The organism is Halobacillus sp. BAB-2008, assembly GCF_000328325.1.
Classification (GTDB): Bacteria; Bacillota; Bacilli; order Bacillales; family Halobacillaceae; genus Halobacillus.
The window spans coordinates 1-15975 of sequence record NZ_ANPF01000027.1; the positions used below are offsets into that span (position 1 = coordinate 1).

A 15975-nucleotide genomic window follows, 5' to 3' on the forward strand; every position below is an offset into this window, starting at 1 on the left:
CCCTCCGTMCAAAAAAGGACGGAGGGGATTCATTCCGTGGTACCACCTTCATTTACAGGAAAACAACATACTCTTCCTGTACACTCGACTGACATAACGGCTTCTAACCGGCTTCTCCTACTCTTTGGTTCAAAGAAGCTGCATCAAGGGCGACCTTCCATCAACAGGGTTCCTGGAAAACTCTCACCGAATGTTTTCCTCTCTTTAGGAATTGTTCATGTACTCTTCCCTATCTAAGCATTTCACGTATAAAGGTTATATAACATATTGTATATAGAAAACAATGCTTTAGTCAACCTGTAACAAAAAAATGAGCGTCCGCCCATTCCATGATGGGAAAACGCTCAAAAAAAGTATGGAGGTGTTCCTCTTCAGCCGCTTATATAGGTACCGTCTGCCGATCTGGTGCAGAAACTGGCTGTATGTTCTCGAGAAATGCTTACTGCCGATCGTCATCTTTCAAACCATCCGAATGATCATTTTCCCGACGACGTTCGATATTTTCCTGTTTGGTTTTTTATTGGGGCTTTTTCTTGCTTTCAAATACAAATGGATTTAGCTCGGAATATATACAATTTGACCCGGAGACACATCCTCTGTATGTTCATTCACCCGCTCCAGCTGTTTCACCGTTACACCATACTTCTCAGCGATTGACGAAAGTGTCTCCTCTTCTTGTGCAATATACATCTTCATTTGTGTGTACGTATCTTCCCTATTCGGAAATAGGTGTTTGAAAATCTGTTTAATTCCGTCCATTCCGCCCGGCGCTTTTTGTTCCTGTTCTTCCGAAGAAGACGTCTGCGATTCTTCCACACTGACCTCTACTTCCTCCCAATCGACGATCGTCTCCATCGAAGGCTCGGCCTCGTCACCTGCAGGTGGTGTTTCCGATGTCGGAGCTGTATGACCGAAAAATTCCGGGAAGCTCTGTGACTTTTTGTACGTCCACCGTCCATCACTGGATGAACTCGGTTTATCATCCACCGATTCCTGTTGCTGGTCGAACTGAAAAACAGGAGCTTCGCGTTCCGGGAAAATCGGAATATCCTGGGCTTTATCTTCAGGGAAATTGACCGGCCCAACCCTTGCAGATTCGTCAAAGGATTCCGCATTCGCAGCCCCTTTATCCTTTTCTTCGATGCCGTTGATATTAATGTGGGCATGAAGGCGAAGCTGACGTGTGGCTGGTAGTTCATAATCGAAACTTTCAATATCGATGAGAACATCCTCTAAATTCGATACTCTCTCTAATGGTACCGTTATTTCTACCGGGAATTGGTGACGGAATTCATACGCATCCCCTTCGACCGGCGCGACATGATCCATAATCCTCACCGAGTTCGTGAATGCTGCATCCTCGGGATCCCCCGTGTTTCCTGTCGGGACATATTCTCCCGCAAGTTCCACCGTCCCCTTCAACCGGACGACATCTCCCAGCTCTTCAATGGATATCTCAGGTTCTAAGGAGATACCAATCAGCTCTCGTACTCCCTGTCCCTCCTTGAACCAAATCGATTCATCTAAATAAAAGGAAAATACATTTTGTTTGTTCTGCAATGTCAGGTCCCCTCCCTAAGGTAATAAACACGATTCTCTTTTATCACCATATGCGACAGGAGCAGATATATACATAAGAGCTGAAAAGCAGAAAAAGGCCCAACAGCTGAAAAACTCCAGCCTCCAACGAATGCGGTTAACCAGGAGACTCCCAGTACGCTCCTCTTGACCAGCACTTTTTTCACAAAAACAAAAGCGTACGGGAAGGACCCGTACGCTTTTGTATGATAGTCACTTAAGACCGGCGAATACTTTTTCTGCGGCCTGTATCGTTTTCTCGATATCCTCATCCGTATGCTTCGTCGATAAGAACATTCCTTCAAACTGCGAAGGCGGGAGATAAATTCCTTCTTGGACCATCCCCTGAAAATATTTCTTAAACAATGCTAAATCCGACCGGTTGGCCGTTTCGAAATTAGTGACCGGCTCGTTCGTAAAGAAGAATCCAACCATGGATCCCGCTCGATTAACCGTCAATGGAATGCCGTGCGTTTCCGCTGCATGAAGAAAACCTTCCACCAATCGGTCTACTTTGTGGTTAATAGACGTATAGGATTCTTCCGTCAGAGCGGAAAGCGTCTCAAATCCGGCCGTCATAGCAAGCGGGTTCCCGGAAAGTGTTCCGGCCTGATAAATATCACCAACTGGAGCGACACGCTCCATGATTTCCCGCTTTCCACCGTAAGCCCCCACAGGAAGGCCTCCTCCGATCACTTTACCGAGGGTGGTCATGTCAGGAGTGACGTCGAAGTGCCCTTGGGCGCTGTGATAACCAACACGGAACCCTGTCATCACTTCGTCAAAGATAAGAACCGTGCCGTTGGCTTCTGTCAACTGACGCAGAGATTTAAGGAATGCTTCCGTCGGCGGTACGACACCCATATTCCCGGATACCGGTTCGATGATGACGGCAGCGAGATCTTCTCCGTATTGTTCGAAAACGTAACGAACGCTTTCCAAATCGTTATAGGGGACCGTAATCGTATTCTGAGCAATCGACTCCGGAACTCCCGGGGAATCAGGCAGACCGAGCGTAGCAACACCGGAACCTGCTTTGATAAGCAGGGAATCCCCGTGTCCGTGATAATTCCCTTCAAATTTAAGAATTTTATCACGGCCGGTATAGCCTCTGGCTACACGCAGCGCGCTCATCGTCGCTTCTGTACCGGAGTTCACCATCCGAAGCATTTCAATGGATGGTACACGTTCAATGACAAGCTCCGCAAGCTTGTTCTCCATTCTGGTAGGTGCCCCGAAGCTTGTCCCGTGTGCCGTCACCTTCGTTAAGGCTTCCGTCACTTTAGGGTCTGCATGGCCAAGAATGAGCGGACCGAAACTAAGTACGTAATCGATATATTCATTTCCATCGATATCCACAAGTTTCGACCCTTCCCCTCTTTCCATAAAAATCGGGTCCATATCTACGGATTTGAACGCACGGACAGGGGAGTTGACCCCGCCGGGCATCAAATCTACTGCTTTATCGTACGCCTGCTTTGATTGATCAAAATTCCTCATAATCTGCACCCTTTCTTCTATTCTTTTATTGGTTCAGCCACTTCGCTGCATCTTTGGCAAAATAGGTGATGATCAGATCCGCACCTGCGCGTTTCATGGACAACAGCTTCTCCATAACGATCTCCTGCTCATTAACCCAGCCGTTCTGGGCAGCTGCTTTGATCATGGAATATTCCCCGCTGACATTGTAGGCGACCAGCGGAAGACGGAAACGATCTTTCACTTCTCTCATAATATCCAAGTAAGCAAGAGCCGGCTTGACGATGAGGAAGTCTGCTCCCTCTTCTACATCAGATTCCGCTTCACGCAGCGCTTCCAAACGGTTGGCAGGATCCATCTGATACGCCCGACGGTCGCCGAATTGTGGTGTGCTGTGAGCGGCGTCACGGAAAGGACCATAGAAGGCAGATGCATATTTAACAGCATAGGACATCACAGGAATGTGATGGAAACCAGCTTCATCCAGACCCGCACGGATGGCAGCGACAAACCCGTCCATCATATTGGAAGGTGCGATAATATCCGCTCCGGCTTCCGCCTGTGTCACTGCGGTTTGCGTAAGGTACTTCAACGATTCGTCATTGATTATTTCCCCGTCGCGAACAACGCCGCAGTGGCCGTGGTCGGTATATTGACAGAGACAGGTATCCGCGATGACCGTGAGCTCCGGCACCTCTTCCTTGATCTGACGGATTGCCTGCTGGACGATTCCATGCTCATGGAAAGCCTGTGTTCCGACCTCATCTTTCTCCTTCGGTACGCCGAACACGATGACCGACCGGATACCCAGATTCACGAGTTCCTGCATCTCTTCCGTAAGGTAATCTAGAGAGACCTGGTGGACACCAGGCATGGAAGCCACTGGATTTTTGATGTTTTCTCCTTCCACAACGAAAATCGGATAGATCAGATCATCCGTACTGAGCTTCGTTTCACGCACGAGCGCTCTCATAGAGTCTGTGCGGCGCAGACGACGGTGTCGTTTAAATGTTGTTTCTTTCATAATTATCGTTTCCCTTCGCTAGAAAAGTACTGAACGATGCGTTCAATCATGGATTCAATGGTGTAATTCTCTGGTATACAGATATTTGTAAAACCGAAGCGCGCTGCCGCATCTGCTGTTGTTGGGCCGATGCAGAAACAGGGAAGCTTCCGTCCTTTATTTTCCGAATCACTGACAGCAGTATGATAGGCCTTGACGGTAGAGGGGCTGGTAAAAGTCAAAGCATCAAGGCGCCCCTCCTCAAGCCAAGCCGCTATATGCCGCTTGTGATCGTCCACTAGTAGCGTATCATACACGGTCATCGAATGAAAAAACACCTGCTCAGCTTTGAAATATGCAGGGAGAACATCTCTCGATAAATTACCTCTTATGTACAAAATTTTTCCCGGTTCCGGAAAAGCTTCGAGAAATTCTCCTCCCATTACTTCCGCACGGTATTCCGTTGGAACGAAATCGGCCTTGTACCCGAATTGTTTCAGCTGCTGCTCCGTCTTCTTCCCGACGATTGCAAACCTGAGTTCCGGAGGGACCGTCCTTCCGTGTTTTCTCAAAAGCTCGAAAAAAAACTTCACGCCATTAGAGCTCGTCATAAAAACCCAAGAATAGTCGTGAAGTTCATGCAGAAGGTGGGAACTGCTTTTTGTATCTTTCAATTGGAAGGTAAGAAGAGGGGCATGATAAGCCACTCCCCCCTGCTTTTCAATGTGCTTGATGAAACGCTGCGCCTGGGATTTCCCTCTTGTAACGAGGATGCCTTTCCCTTCGAGCGGTTTCATTACTGCTCATACTCCTCTTTCGCTTTATCAACGATTTCCTGAGCACCCCTGTCCTTCAAGCGCGCAGCAGCTTCCGCTCCTACAGACACGGGATCAGTTCCCGAAACCGTTTCATGAAGGATCGTCGTGCCGTCAGGGCTTCCCACGAGAGCAGTCAGTACGATTTCGTCTGCTTTTCTATAAGCATAACCCCCAATAGGTACTTGGCAGCCCCCGTTTAAATCATGAAGAAATTTACGTTCCGCTGTGACGGTGGACGAGGTATATTCATGATTCAGCTTCATTAAATAGTCTCTCAGCTCCTTGTCATCCTCCCGGCATTGGATGGCAAGCGCCCCCTGACCGACGGCAGGTACACAAACATCCGGCTCTAAGTATTCGGTGACCACATCGTCATCCCACCCCATCCGCTTTAAGCCTGCGGCTGCGAGAATGATGGCATCGTAATCCTCTTCGTGAAGTTTTTTTAAGCGGGTATCGATATTTCCCCGGATCCATTTGATTTCCAAATCAGGACGGACGGCTTTGATTTGGGAACCGCGTCGCAGACTGCTCGTCCCAACGACCGCTCCTGTCGGCAGGTCCTTCAGAGCAACATTTCCGACAGAAACGAAGGCGTCGCGGTGGTCTTCCCTAATCGGAACGGACGCTACGACAAGCCCTTCCGCGACAACAGCCGGCATGTCTTTCATACTGTGGACGGCCATATCGATGTCTCCGTCATACATGGCCTGTTCGATTTCTTTAATGAACAGCCCTTTTCCTCCCACTTTGGAAAGCGTAACATCCAGGACTCGATCCCCTTTAGTTGAAATCCTTTTGATTTCAAACTCATAACCCGGATCGATTTGTTTCAATTGTTCAATCACCCATTCCGTCTGGGTGATCGCTAATTTGCTTTTACGTGAACCAATGACGATTTTTCGCACAAGACAGCCTCCTCATAACTAGAAATGAAAATTAGATAAAGAACCGAACAGAAAGAAATTAATTAAAAGAAATAGAAAAGCGGCGGTATTGAAGATCGAAATTACTCGTCCCTGATACCCCTTTACGACTCTTAAGAATAAATAGACGATATAGACACTCAGCACAAGGAAAGATCCGAGCGTCTTCGAATCATACCAGTAGAAGACATCAGGGGAGACATACCCCCAAACCACCCCGAGAATAATGGCGATCAAAAGGAGCGGTACTCCGAGTATAACAGCCACATAAGAGAACTGATCCAATTTCGTCAAATCACCGAGTCGGAAAAGCTTCGCATTCCATTTCTTTCTTTTCAGCAGACGGTATTGAAGTAAATACATCATGGAAAAAATAAAGGATAATGTGAAGAACCCATAGGATATGATGGCAAGACTGATGTGAATGACGAGCAGTTCATTGACAAGCCCGACCCCGTTGTTTCCAAGAACACTCTGTGCCCGTGTGGAAAGGTGAATGATCATAATGAGAAATCCTACTACATTCGTGAAAAACACGAGAAAGTCCATCCGGAACAGCCGGTTGATTATCAAAGAGAACGTCACCAGAATCCAGGTGTAGAAATACAGTCCATCGTACACTGTCATAATAGGGAAGTTGTCCTTGATCAGAATCTGTGCCAACAGGAAAAAGGTTTGCAAACCCCAGACCATACTAAGTAACCAGAAGGCGATGCGGTTCGCCCTCCGGTTCGTCTGTACAAAATCGATGAAATATCCGATGAGACTAAGCCCGTACAAGAAAAGGATGAGTTCATAAACCCATTTAAATTCTAGCATTGGATGTCCACCTTAAGATTTAACCATGGAGCTTAAAAATGCGATCGGGTTTGCCGTTTCCGGATGATGCTTCACCGTTGTGTTATTCTTTTTTTCCTGTTTTTCTACCTCTTTTTCCACTTGTTCTTCTATACCGAATATCTGCGTGAACAAGCGTAGAGAATCCTCTGCATCAGGCTTGGCGGCAATCTCCTTGGCCTGAGAAATCGGTTCTTTCAGCATTTGGTTGATAATGCTCTTCGTATGCTTGTTCAACACTTTCCGTTCCCGATCTGTCAATTCCGGCATCTTCCGTTCTATACTCTTCATCGTTTCTGCCTGAATATCCAGAGCCTTCGTCCGTAGTGCTGAAATGACCGGTACAACTCCGATCGTTTGCAGCCATTCTTTGAACTCGACGATTTCTGCTTCCACCATCAGTTCGATCTCTTCAGCCGCCTGCTTCCTTAATGCAAGGTTGGCATCAACGATTCCCTGCAGGTCATCAATATCATACAGGAATACACTCTCCAACGACTCCATAGCAGGATCAAGATCCCGTGGTACAGCGATATCCACGAAAAACAACGGCTTCCCTTTCCTCTGCTTGTGGATCGGCTCCATCTGATTCCTGGTGATGACGTATTCTGTTGCACCAGTAGAGCTGATAACGATATCCGCATCTGTCAGTACTTTCTCCAACTGATCCATCGTCTTCGCTTCCCCGTTAAACTGGTCGGCGACCGCCTCTGCTTTGGATAGTGTTCTGTTCAACACAGACACCTTACGAGCACCGGAACCGTGAAGATTCTTAGCAGCCAGTTCCCCCATCTTGCCGGCACCAAGAATAACGATATGTTTATGAACAAGGTCCCCGAAAATCTTTCTAGCCAGCTCTACGGCCGCATAGCTGACTGAGACAGCGTTTTCACCGATCTCTGTCTCTTTATGCGCCTTCTTCGCCATTGTAACAGCCTGTTTGAATAATTGGTTAAAGATCGTCCCTGTTGAACCCGCCTCTTGAGCACGCAGGAAAGCCTGCTTCATTTGACCGAGAATCTGTGTTTCACCGAGCACCATCGAATCCAGTCCTGCGGTAACCCTGAGCAGATGCTCGACCGCCCCGTCCGTTTCGTAAATGGAAAGAAACGGTGAAAATTCGTCTTTATCGATTCGGAACCAATCAGCAAGGAATTGCTTAATATAATAACGCCCTGTATGGAGCTGATCCACCACGGCATAGATTTCCGTCCGGTTACACGTTGAAATAATAACATTCTCCAACACACTTTTTTGTGTGTTGAGCTGTGTCATCGCTTCTTCCAGCCGATCCTCCGAAAAAGTAAGCTTCTCTCGAATTTCCACAGGGGCTGTTCTATAATTAAGACCGATAGCTAAAATATGCATTTCATCTACCCCCATTAGCGTTCAAAACTTCTCACATATCCTGTATTATAGCACAAAACCTCGACGATTTTCCGCATCAAATATGAACAGATTTTGAATCTGCTGTGATACGATAAAAAAGTAGTCCATTTATAAAGTATGAGTATTACTTTAGAAATATTATAATTTATAACCCATTTGTAATATAGCAAAATAATATAGACAGTGCAAAGATCTTCGCTTATATTTTCAGCAAGGATGTGATTAATTTTGACGAAACAAAATTCTTTAATCGGGTTTCTATTCATCGGCTTTGGTGTTTATTTTTTACTACGCCACCTCAATATTCCCGAACTGATCCCTTTTTACTCATGGTCATCCCTGCTTGTCATCATCGGTATCGCCCTGCTCTTACATAGTTATGTGGCAAAAGACTATTCCAACCTGTCCACAGGAGCATTAGTGACAGGACTTGGGGTTCACTTCACCCTTCAGGCGCATACCAGCTTCTGGATCGATCACTGGGCGGTGTACCTATGGATCATCGGGATTTCCTTTCTCCTTTATTACTCTAAAACGAAGCGCGGATTGATCCCGGCAATCGTCTGCATCACCATTGGTCTCTTTGCTGTTTTCACACCGGGAACTCCTGCCTGGTCTCTCTGGGTCCAAAGGATTGTTAATGTTCTGGAAAGATTCTGGCCGGTAGTGCTGATTGCATACGGAATGTACGTCATCAGAAAAAAATAAATGAAAGGCGCGGGATCACAGCCCCGCGCCTTTGTTCATAGTATGGAACTTAAAAATGCCTGCGTACGTTCCTCTTTAGGCGATTCAAAAATCTCTGCAGGTGTTCCTGATTCTACGATTTTCCCGTCATGCATATAGACGACCCGATCGGCCACTTCCCGGGCAAATCCCATTTCATGCGTCACAACCACCATGGTCATTCCTTCCTGTGCCAATGCCTTCATAGTCTGCAGCACTTCACCGACAAGCTCCGGATCCAGCGCGGAGGTAGGTTCATCAAAAAGCATGATCTCCGGCTTCATAGCGAGTGCCCGTGCTATAGCCACCCGCTGCTTCTGCCCTCCGGACAAACGGGACGGATAATCCTCCGCTTTCTCAGAAAGGCCGACCTTCTCCAAAAGCTCCAATCCTACCTGCTTGGCTTCTGCTTTCGGCATCCCTTTCACTTGAATCGGTGCTTCTATAACGTTACCGAGTACTGTCTTATGGGGAAACAGATTAAAGTGTTGAAATACCATCCCCACCTGCTGCCTGACTTTGTTCAAATCTTCTTTCTTCGGATCAATCTGCTTTCCTTTAATGAATAATTCCCCATCATTTTTCATCTCCAGGAAGTTTAAACATCGGAGCAGTGTACTCTTTCCTGATCCGCTCGCCCCGATCAGCACGACTACTTCCCTTTCCTTCACATGAAAATCTATATCCTTCAGAACATGATTGTCCCCGAATGATTTATTTAATTTCTCCACTTGAATCATATGTTCCGTCATTCAACATCCTCCTCTATCAATCACTGACCGCCAATTTTTTCTCAATCAAACTGACCAGCATCGTCAGAATGAAGACGAGAATTAAGTACCATACCGCACTTACGAGCAGCCACGTCATATAGTCAAACGTGTTCGCCCCTTCTGTCGTGGCAACGGCGAATATTTCCGAAACCCCGATGAATGCGGCCAATGATGAGTCTTTCAACCCAATGATAAACTGATTTCCAAGCGGAGGCAATGCACGACGGAGGGCTTGCGGCAAAATAATTCGTCTCATCGTTAACACGCCGCTCATTCCAAGGGAACGTCCAGCTTCCGTCTGCCCTTTCCCGATCGATTGGATAGCACCCCGGAATATTTCTGCTATGTATGCACCATTATGGAAAGCGAGACCGAGCGCAACCGACCAGAAACCGCTGATCATCCATATTTCCGTCAACCCATAGTAGAATACAAAGATTTGTACGATAAGCGGAGTACCGCGAACAATATAAATATAGATGTTTGCGATCCACTCAAGTACTTTAACGCCTGAAATTTTCATAAATGCAAACAATAATCCGATAAAGACCGCAATGAAGATGGAGACAGCCGTCAAAGCAAGCGTCATCTGCGCTGCTTCAAAGAACATGCCTCTGCTTTCCAACAATGATTCCCAAAAATTCACGTCATCCACTCCTATTCACGAGGTAAAAAAGAGTACGCTTACGCGCACTCTTTTGCCCCTTCGCTCTTTAACCGGGACCTCACTCAGGGGCTGTTGTAATATCTTCCCCGAAGTATTCCTCACTGATTTCCGTAAGGGTTCCATTTTCTCGAAGCGTCTCCAGTGCTGCATTGATTTCTTCCAACAACGCCTCGTTCTCTTTCGAAACGGCGACGGCTTGCTCACTGCGTTCAATCAACTCTTTCGCTTCAATATCGAGTCCTTCACCCTGGGCCTCTTTTCCCGTAAGGAAATCGGTGATGACCGCATCATGTCTGCCTTTAGCTAAGGATTGAAGAGCAACGACATCACTGTCATACGTTTTGATATTATCGGTTACTTCCTCTGCGAAAGGAGCATAAGTAGATCCTTTGGAAACAGCGACCTCCATCCCCTCCAGGTCTTGAAGCGTCTCTACATCACTATCCGGTCGTGTGAACACTTGAGCTCCGGAGTAATAGTAAGGAGTGGAGAAGCTGACTTCCTGCTGCCGTTCCTCCGTAATGGTGTGACTGGCGACAGCTGCGTCGAAACGTCCGGTTTTCACACCTTCCACAATGCTTGCAAACTTTTGCTTCTGTGGGCTTGGTTCTAAGCCCAGCTCCTCTGCGATTGCATTGGCGACGTCAATATCAAATCCTGATAATTCCCCGCCCTCCGTCATACTGAACGGACGGAATTCACCGGAGGCTGCAAAGGTGAACTTCCCATCCTCAACTAATTCAAATTCGCTGCCTGCTTCAGAATCTCCCCCGGAATCCCCGGATGATTCTCCCTCTTCTTCTCCGCCTCCGCAAGCGGCTAGTACTAAAACAAGCAGGACACTGAATAAAAGCAATCCCCAACGTTTCTGCATTTACCTGACTCCCCTTCCGACTCGAACATAGTATAAATCATTGCGGTAAATTAAAGTATATAGAAAAAACAGACTTTTCCCAAAATTTATAAAACGGGAAAGAATGGCAATTTCTAGTCCCTGCACCTATATAAGGACCAAATACCTAATCACACCTAGGAATACGCTCATATCCTTCCCTATCCTGTTGAATACACAAAAAAGCCCGCTCCATAAGATGGAGCGGGCTACTTCCCTTAACTGTTTAAGTGAGAAAGCATAATCCTCCAAGCGACGTCTTTTCCTTCGCCTGTTTCCGAAGAGAATGGAATAAGAGCGTCCTCTTCTTTCATTCCAAGCACTTCACGGATAAGCTTGAACTGCTTCGTTCTTTGACCTTTTTTAATTTTGTCCAACTTCGTCGCGACCACCATGACCGGCAGGCCGAAATGTTTCAAGTAGTCGTACATCAGTTGATCATCTTCCGTAGGCTTGTGACGGACGTCGATCACGAGCGCGGTCGCTTTCAATTGCTCCCGCTCTGCAAAGTATTCCTCCATCATTTCTCCCCATTTGGCGCGCTCCTTCTTGGATACCTTTGCATATCCGTATCCAGGCACATCGACAAAATGAAATTGATCATTGATGATGTAGAAATTCAACGTCTGCGTTTTCCCAGGCTTGGAGGAAGTCCTCGCAAGGTTCTTCCTTTGGATCATCCGGTTGATGAAAGAAGATTTCCCTACATTGGACCTGCCTGCAAGTGCGATTTCAGGAATGAAATCTTTCGGGTACTGTTTCTTGCTCGCTGCACTGATGACAATATCTGCGGTATTAACCTTCATGTATATCCTCCACTAACGCTTGTTCTAGGACTTGATCTAAATGCTTGACCGGTACAAAAGTCAATCCTTCCCGGATACTTGCCGGGATATCTTCCAAGTCTTTTTTATTTTCATCCGGAATGATGATCTTTGTCAAGCCGGCTCTATGTGCACTCAGTGATTTTTCTTTCAGGCCACCGATCGGCAGCACACGGCCGCGGAGGGTGATTTCTCCGGTCATTCCTACTTCTTTACGGACGGGCCTTCCCGTCAAAGCAGAAACAAGGGCGGTTGCCATCGTGATGCCGGCAGAAGGGCCGTCTTTCGGGGTTGCGCCTTCCGGAACGTGGATGTGAATATCGTTTTTCTCAACGAATTCTGGATCGATCTTCAGCTCCTCAGCACGTGAACGAATATAGCTGAAAGCTGCCTGAGCAGATTCTTTCATGACATCCCCGAGCTTTCCTGTCAAAGTGAGGTTGCCCTTTCCAGGATACAGGGAAACTTCGATCGACAACGTGTCTCCTCCTGCTGTCGTATACGCAAGACCTGTAGCTGCACCGATCTGATCTTCCAACTCTGCCCGTCCATAACGGAATTTCGGGCGCCCAAGCAGTTCTTCCAGCTGCTTCTCGGTCACGACGACCCGTTGCTTTTCACCGGAAACTATGATCTTCGCTGCCTTTCTGCACAAGCTTGCAAGCTCTCTTTCCAATCCTCGCACGCCAGCTTCTCTAGTGTAACGGCGAATTAACTTAAGCAGGGCGTCGTCCCGTACCTGCATCTGTCCTTTCTTCAAACCGTTCTCCTTCACCTGCTTCGGCAGTAAGTGATCCTTTGCAATGTGAAGCTTTTCCACCTCTGTATAGCCTGCAATCGTAATGATTTCCATACGGTCGCGCAGCGGACCAGGGATATTGGAAATGTTGTTGGCTGTTGCGATAAACATAACTTTCGACAGGTCATAATTTTCTTCAATGAAATGATCACTGAAAGTCCCGTTTTGTTCCGGATCCAGTACTTCCAGCATGGCAGATGAAGGGTCCCCACGAAAATCACTGGCCATTTTATCAATTTCATCAAGCAGAAATACTGGATTGACCGTTTCTGCACGTTTCATACCTTGAATGATTCGTCCGGGCATAGCACCGATATACGTTCTCCGGTGGCCTCTGATTTCTGCTTCGTCCCGGACGCCTCCGAGAGAGATGCGGACGAATTTCCGGTTGATGGAGCGTGCTATTGATTTTGCGAGAGACGTTTTCCCTACACCGGGTGGTCCGGCAAGACACAAAATCGGCCCTTTGATCGTCTGTGTCAATTTCTGGACAGCTAAATACTCGAGCACCCGCTCCTTCACTTTCTCCAGCCCATAGTGGTCCTCATCCAGTACCTCTTCGGCATGATTGACATCTAAGTTATCTTCCGTCTCCTCCGACCAGGGTAGAGAAACGAGCCATTCGATATAATTCCGGATGACAGAGCTTTCTGCAGAGCTTTGAGGTATTTTCTCATAACGCCCAAGCTCCTTATAAGCGACCTCTTCCACCCGCTCCGGCATAGCAGCCTTCTCGATTTTCTCTTTGAGCTGGGCAACCTCTCCGGTTTTCCCATCCTTATCGCCAAGCTCACTTTGGATCGCCTTCATCTGCTCACGGAGATAATACTCTTTCTGCGTTTTCTCCATCGACTTCTTCACACGTTGACCGATCTTCTTCTCTATTTGAAGAACTTCCCGTTCATTCCCGATAATTTCAATCAACTTCTTCAGACGTTCCTTAACATTCCGCGTTTCCAGAACGGCTTGTTTATCTTTCAGCTTGATTGGAAGATGAGAAGAAACCATGTCAGCGAGATGACTCGGATCATCGATGTCAGAAACGGTGTTGAACGTCTCCTGGCTCACTTTCTTCGACACTTTGACGTACTTTTCAAATTGATCCATCAGCGTACGCATCAATGCTTCTTCCTCATTGCGATCCGCATGCTCATCATCAATAACGGTGATCTCCGCCTGATAAAACGAATCGTCATCCCGAATTTCTTCTATACCTGCCCGGTAGAGCCCTTCTACAAGAACACGATTCGTACCGTTTGGCAGCTTGACCATCTGCTTCACACGCGCTACCGTTCCGATCGTATAAAGGTCACTTTCTGCCGGTTCATCTATATTCACTTCTTTTTGGGAAACGAGAAATATTTCATTATCATCCATCATCGATTGTTCCAATGCCTGAACAGACTTCTCCCGACCTACGTCAAGATGAAGAACCATGGATGGGTAGACAAGCAACCCTCTCAATGGAAGAAGAGGGATCTGTTTTCTTTGTTTGTCAGTCATTACTTGCACCTCCAGTTAATGCAAATAGGTAGTTTAATCATATATAAATGTATGTGGAAAGTAAATGAAACGGAACCGTTCAAACCAACACGGAAACCCCCTGTCATGGAGTGGCGAGGGGTTTCTTATATGGTATCCATATTATAAGCAGTAACAAAGCTTTCATGCTTGGAAGAAAAGGCCCGCTTGCAAAAGAGGAACCCACAAAAGAGAAGCCGTGCTACAACGTTAAGTAGCACGGCTCTCATCCATTAAAGAATGTCAAAAGAAGGCGGATCAAGCGCTCTCTTTCGGGGATTCTTTATTCTCATCTTCGACAGTTCCATCCGTCAAAACAAGCTTAGGACGACCGTTCTTCGCTGTCACCGTTTCTTTCGTGATGATACATTTCTCAATGTCGTCACGGGAAGGCAGCTCATACATCACGTCCAGCATAATTCCTTCTATGATGGAGCGCAGCCCACGGGCACCCGTTTTACGTTCGATGGCAAGACGAGCAATTTCACGAAGCGCGTCTTCTTCCATCTCCAGCTCTACATGGTCGATTTGGAACAGTTTCTGGTACTGTTTGACCAGCGCATTTTTCGGTTTTGTTAAGATTTCTACAAGCGCCTCTTCATCCAAATGCTCGAGACTTCCAATTACCGGAAGACGACCGATGAATTCCGGAATCAAGCCATAGCTTAACAGATCTTCAGGCAGAACTTTTGTAAGCAGTTCTTTCTTCTCTGATTCATCTGTCGCCTGCTCCGATCCGAATCCGATGACTTTACGTCCAAGGCGACGCTTTATGATCTGATCGATTCCATCGAAAGCTCCACCTACGATGAACAATACGTTCGTCGTATCGATCTGAATAAATTCTTGATGAGGGTGCTTACGTCCTCCTTGAGGCGGTACACTCGCCTGTGTTCCTTCAAGGATTTTCAGCAGTGCCTGCTGGACACCTTCCCCGGAGACATCTCTCGTAATGGAAGGGTTTTCGGATTTACGGGCTACTTTATCGATCTCATCAATATAAATGATGCCCTTCTCCGCTTTTTCCACATCATAGTCTGCAGCCTGAATCAGTTTAAGAAGAATGTTTTCTACATCTTCCCCTACGTAACCAGCTTCTGTCAGTGATGTAGCATCCGCAATCGCGAATGGCACGTTCAGAATGCGGGCAAGCGTCTGTGCCAGCAATGTTTTACCGCTACCTGTCGGCCCGAGCATGAGAATGTTACTCTTCGCAAGCTCTACTTCATCATTCTTAACACCTGCATTGATCCGCTTGTAGTGGTTATAAACGGCAACGGACAGGTTTTTCTTAGCCTGATCCTGACCAATAACATAGTCATTAAGGATCTCACGAATTTCCTGTGGTTTCGGAACTTCTTTGAATTCTACTTCTTCTTCGTTGCCCAGTTCCTCTTCCACGATTTCCGTGCAAAGTTCGATACATTCGTCACATATATATACACCAGGCCCAGCGACTAGTTTACGAACCTGCTCCTGACTCTTACCGCAGAAAGAACATTTCAATTGTCCTTTTTCATCGTTAAATTTAAACATACATTTCACCCCTTCATAAAATGACGCAATCGCGACTGAAGTTCATTAGTACGACGTCTACGTTTCCGCTCTTTTGCTCATCATACCAAATTAACTCCAAACAAAAAAGCAATACCTTTCAGAGGTGTGCGATCCACTCATAGCACCACCCTCATTATGTAGATATGGGACAGATAAGTCAAACGATAGAGTACATTTACTATTGTA

The 15975-nt window shown here is 46.8% G+C and carries 14 protein-coding genes and 1 other annotated feature; of the genes, 1 reads left to right on the forward strand and 13 read right to left on the reverse strand.

From position 1 onward, the window contains the following. Positions 1 to 11 precede the first annotated feature (11 nt). Positions 12 to 245, reverse strand: a binding site (T-box leader). 310 nt (positions 246 to 555) lie between these two features. The 7 genes from spoVID to hemA all read right to left on the reverse strand — a co-directional run bounded on the left by spoVID (position 556) and on the right by hemA (position 8009). Beyond that, on the reverse strand, positions 556 to 1560 hold the full coding sequence (gene spoVID, locus D479_RS06655) for a stage VI sporulation protein D (RefSeq protein ID WP_008635068.1): 1005 nt from the start codon (positions 1558 to 1560) through the stop codon (positions 556 to 558). A 231-nt stretch (positions 1561 to 1791) separates the two neighbouring features. Continuing rightward, on the reverse strand, positions 1792 to 3078 hold the full coding sequence (hemL, locus tag D479_RS06660) for a glutamate-1-semialdehyde 2,1-aminomutase (protein ID WP_008635069.1): 1287 nt from the start codon (positions 3076 to 3078) through the stop codon (positions 1792 to 1794). Between the two features lie 25 nt (positions 3079 to 3103). Beyond that, entirely contained in the window at positions 3104 to 4081 is a 978-nt protein-coding gene (gene hemB, locus D479_RS06665; RefSeq protein WP_008635070.1) for a porphobilinogen synthase, read from the reverse strand. A 2-nt stretch (positions 4082 to 4083) separates the two neighbouring features. Further along, on the reverse strand, positions 4084 to 4857 hold the full coding sequence (locus D479_RS06670; RefSeq protein WP_008635071.1) for a uroporphyrinogen-III synthase: 774 nt from the start codon (positions 4855 to 4857) through the stop codon (positions 4084 to 4086). After that, positions 4857 to 5786, reverse strand: coding sequence for a hydroxymethylbilane synthase (gene hemC, locus D479_RS06675; RefSeq protein WP_008635072.1), 930 nt, complete (start codon positions 5784 to 5786; stop codon positions 4857 to 4859). The genes D479_RS06670 and hemC overlap by 1 nt, the downstream gene beginning before the upstream one ends. An 18-nt stretch (positions 5787 to 5804) precedes the next feature. After that, complete coding sequence (locus tag D479_RS06680) at positions 5805 to 6623, reverse strand: cytochrome c biogenesis protein (RefSeq protein ID WP_008635073.1); 819 nt, start codon at positions 6621 to 6623, stop codon at positions 5805 to 5807. Positions 6624 to 6635: 12 nt separating this feature from the next. Then, positions 6636 to 8009, reverse strand: a complete 1374-nt coding sequence (gene hemA, locus D479_RS06685) for a glutamyl-tRNA reductase (protein WP_008635074.1) — start codon at positions 8007 to 8009, stop codon at positions 6636 to 6638. Between the two features lie 249 nt (positions 8010 to 8258). Here hemA and D479_RS06690 point away from each other — a divergent pair, with 249 nt between their 5' ends. Continuing rightward, the gene (locus D479_RS06690; protein ID WP_008635075.1) at positions 8259 to 8738 is read left to right on the forward strand and encodes a DUF5668 domain-containing protein; all 480 of its coding nucleotides are present in this window, start codon (positions 8259 to 8261) and stop codon (positions 8736 to 8738) included. 35 nt (positions 8739 to 8773) lie between these two features. Here the strand turns inward: D479_RS06690 and D479_RS06695 are convergent, their stop codons facing one another. The 6 genes from D479_RS06695 to clpX all read right to left on the reverse strand — a co-directional run bounded on the left by D479_RS06695 (position 8774) and on the right by clpX (position 15768). Continuing rightward, positions 8774 to 9508, reverse strand: a complete 735-nt coding sequence (locus D479_RS06695; protein WP_026577147.1) for an amino acid ABC transporter ATP-binding protein — start codon at positions 9506 to 9508, stop codon at positions 8774 to 8776. Positions 9509 to 9524: 16 nt separating this feature from the next. Continuing rightward, on the reverse strand, positions 9525 to 10139 hold the full coding sequence (locus tag D479_RS06700; RefSeq protein WP_051348872.1) for an amino acid ABC transporter permease: 615 nt from the start codon (positions 10137 to 10139) through the stop codon (positions 9525 to 9527). Between the two features lie 115 nt (positions 10140 to 10254). Next, complete coding sequence (locus D479_RS06705; RefSeq protein WP_008635082.1) at positions 10255 to 11070, reverse strand: transporter substrate-binding domain-containing protein; 816 nt, start codon at positions 11068 to 11070, stop codon at positions 10255 to 10257. 236 nt (positions 11071 to 11306) lie between these two features. Continuing rightward, complete coding sequence (gene yihA, locus D479_RS06710) at positions 11307 to 11894, reverse strand: ribosome biogenesis GTP-binding protein YihA/YsxC (RefSeq protein WP_008635084.1); 588 nt, start codon at positions 11892 to 11894, stop codon at positions 11307 to 11309. Beyond that, the gene (gene lon, locus D479_RS06715; protein ID WP_008635091.1) at positions 11884 to 14214 is read right to left on the reverse strand and encodes an endopeptidase La; all 2331 of its coding nucleotides are present in this window, start codon (positions 14212 to 14214) and stop codon (positions 11884 to 11886) included. Before lon ends, yihA begins: the two co-directional genes overlap by 11 nt. A gap of 276 nt (positions 14215 to 14490) precedes the next feature. Next, on the reverse strand, positions 14491 to 15768 hold the full coding sequence (gene clpX / locus D479_RS06720) for an ATP-dependent protease ATP-binding subunit ClpX (protein ID WP_008635093.1): 1278 nt from the start codon (positions 15766 to 15768) through the stop codon (positions 14491 to 14493). Positions 15769 to 15975 lie beyond the last annotated feature (207 nt).

Coding starts and splice junctions, on each gene's coding strand:
- hemL (WP_008635069.1), bottom strand. CDS start 3,078: ATGAGGAATTTTGATCAATCAAAGCAGGCGTACGATAAAGCAGTAGAT.
- hemB (WP_008635070.1), bottom strand. CDS start 4,081: ATGAAAGAAACAACATTTAAACGACACCGTCGTCTGCGCCGCACAGAC.
- D479_RS06670 (WP_008635071.1), bottom strand. CDS start 4,857: ATGAAACCGCTCGAAGGGAAAGGCATCCTCGTTACAAGAGGGAAATCC.
- D479_RS06680 (WP_008635073.1), bottom strand. CDS start 6,623: ATGCTAGAATTTAAATGGGTTTATGAACTCATCCTTTTCTTGTACGGG.
- hemA (WP_008635074.1), bottom strand. CDS start 8,009: ATGCATATTTTAGCTATCGGTCTTAATTATAGAACAGCCCCTGTGGAA.
- D479_RS06695 (WP_026577147.1), bottom strand. CDS start 9,508: ATGACGGAACATATGATTCAAGTGGAGAAATTAAATAAATCATTCGGG.
- D479_RS06700 (WP_051348872.1), bottom strand. CDS start 10,139: ATGTTCTTTGAAGCAGCGCAGATGACGCTTGCTTTGACGGCTGTCTCC.
- D479_RS06705 (WP_008635082.1), bottom strand. CDS start 11,070: ATGCAGAAACGTTGGGGATTGCTTTTATTCAGTGTCCTGCTTGTTTTA.
- yihA (WP_008635084.1), bottom strand. CDS start 11,894: ATGAAGGTTAATACCGCAGATATTGTCATCAGTGCAGCGAGCAAGAAA.
- lon (WP_008635091.1), bottom strand. CDS start 14,214: ATGACTGACAAACAAAGAAAACAGATCCCTCTTCTTCCATTGAGAGGG.
- clpX (WP_008635093.1), bottom strand. CDS start 15,768: ATGTTTAAATTTAACGATGAAAAAGGACAATTGAAATGTTCTTTCTGC.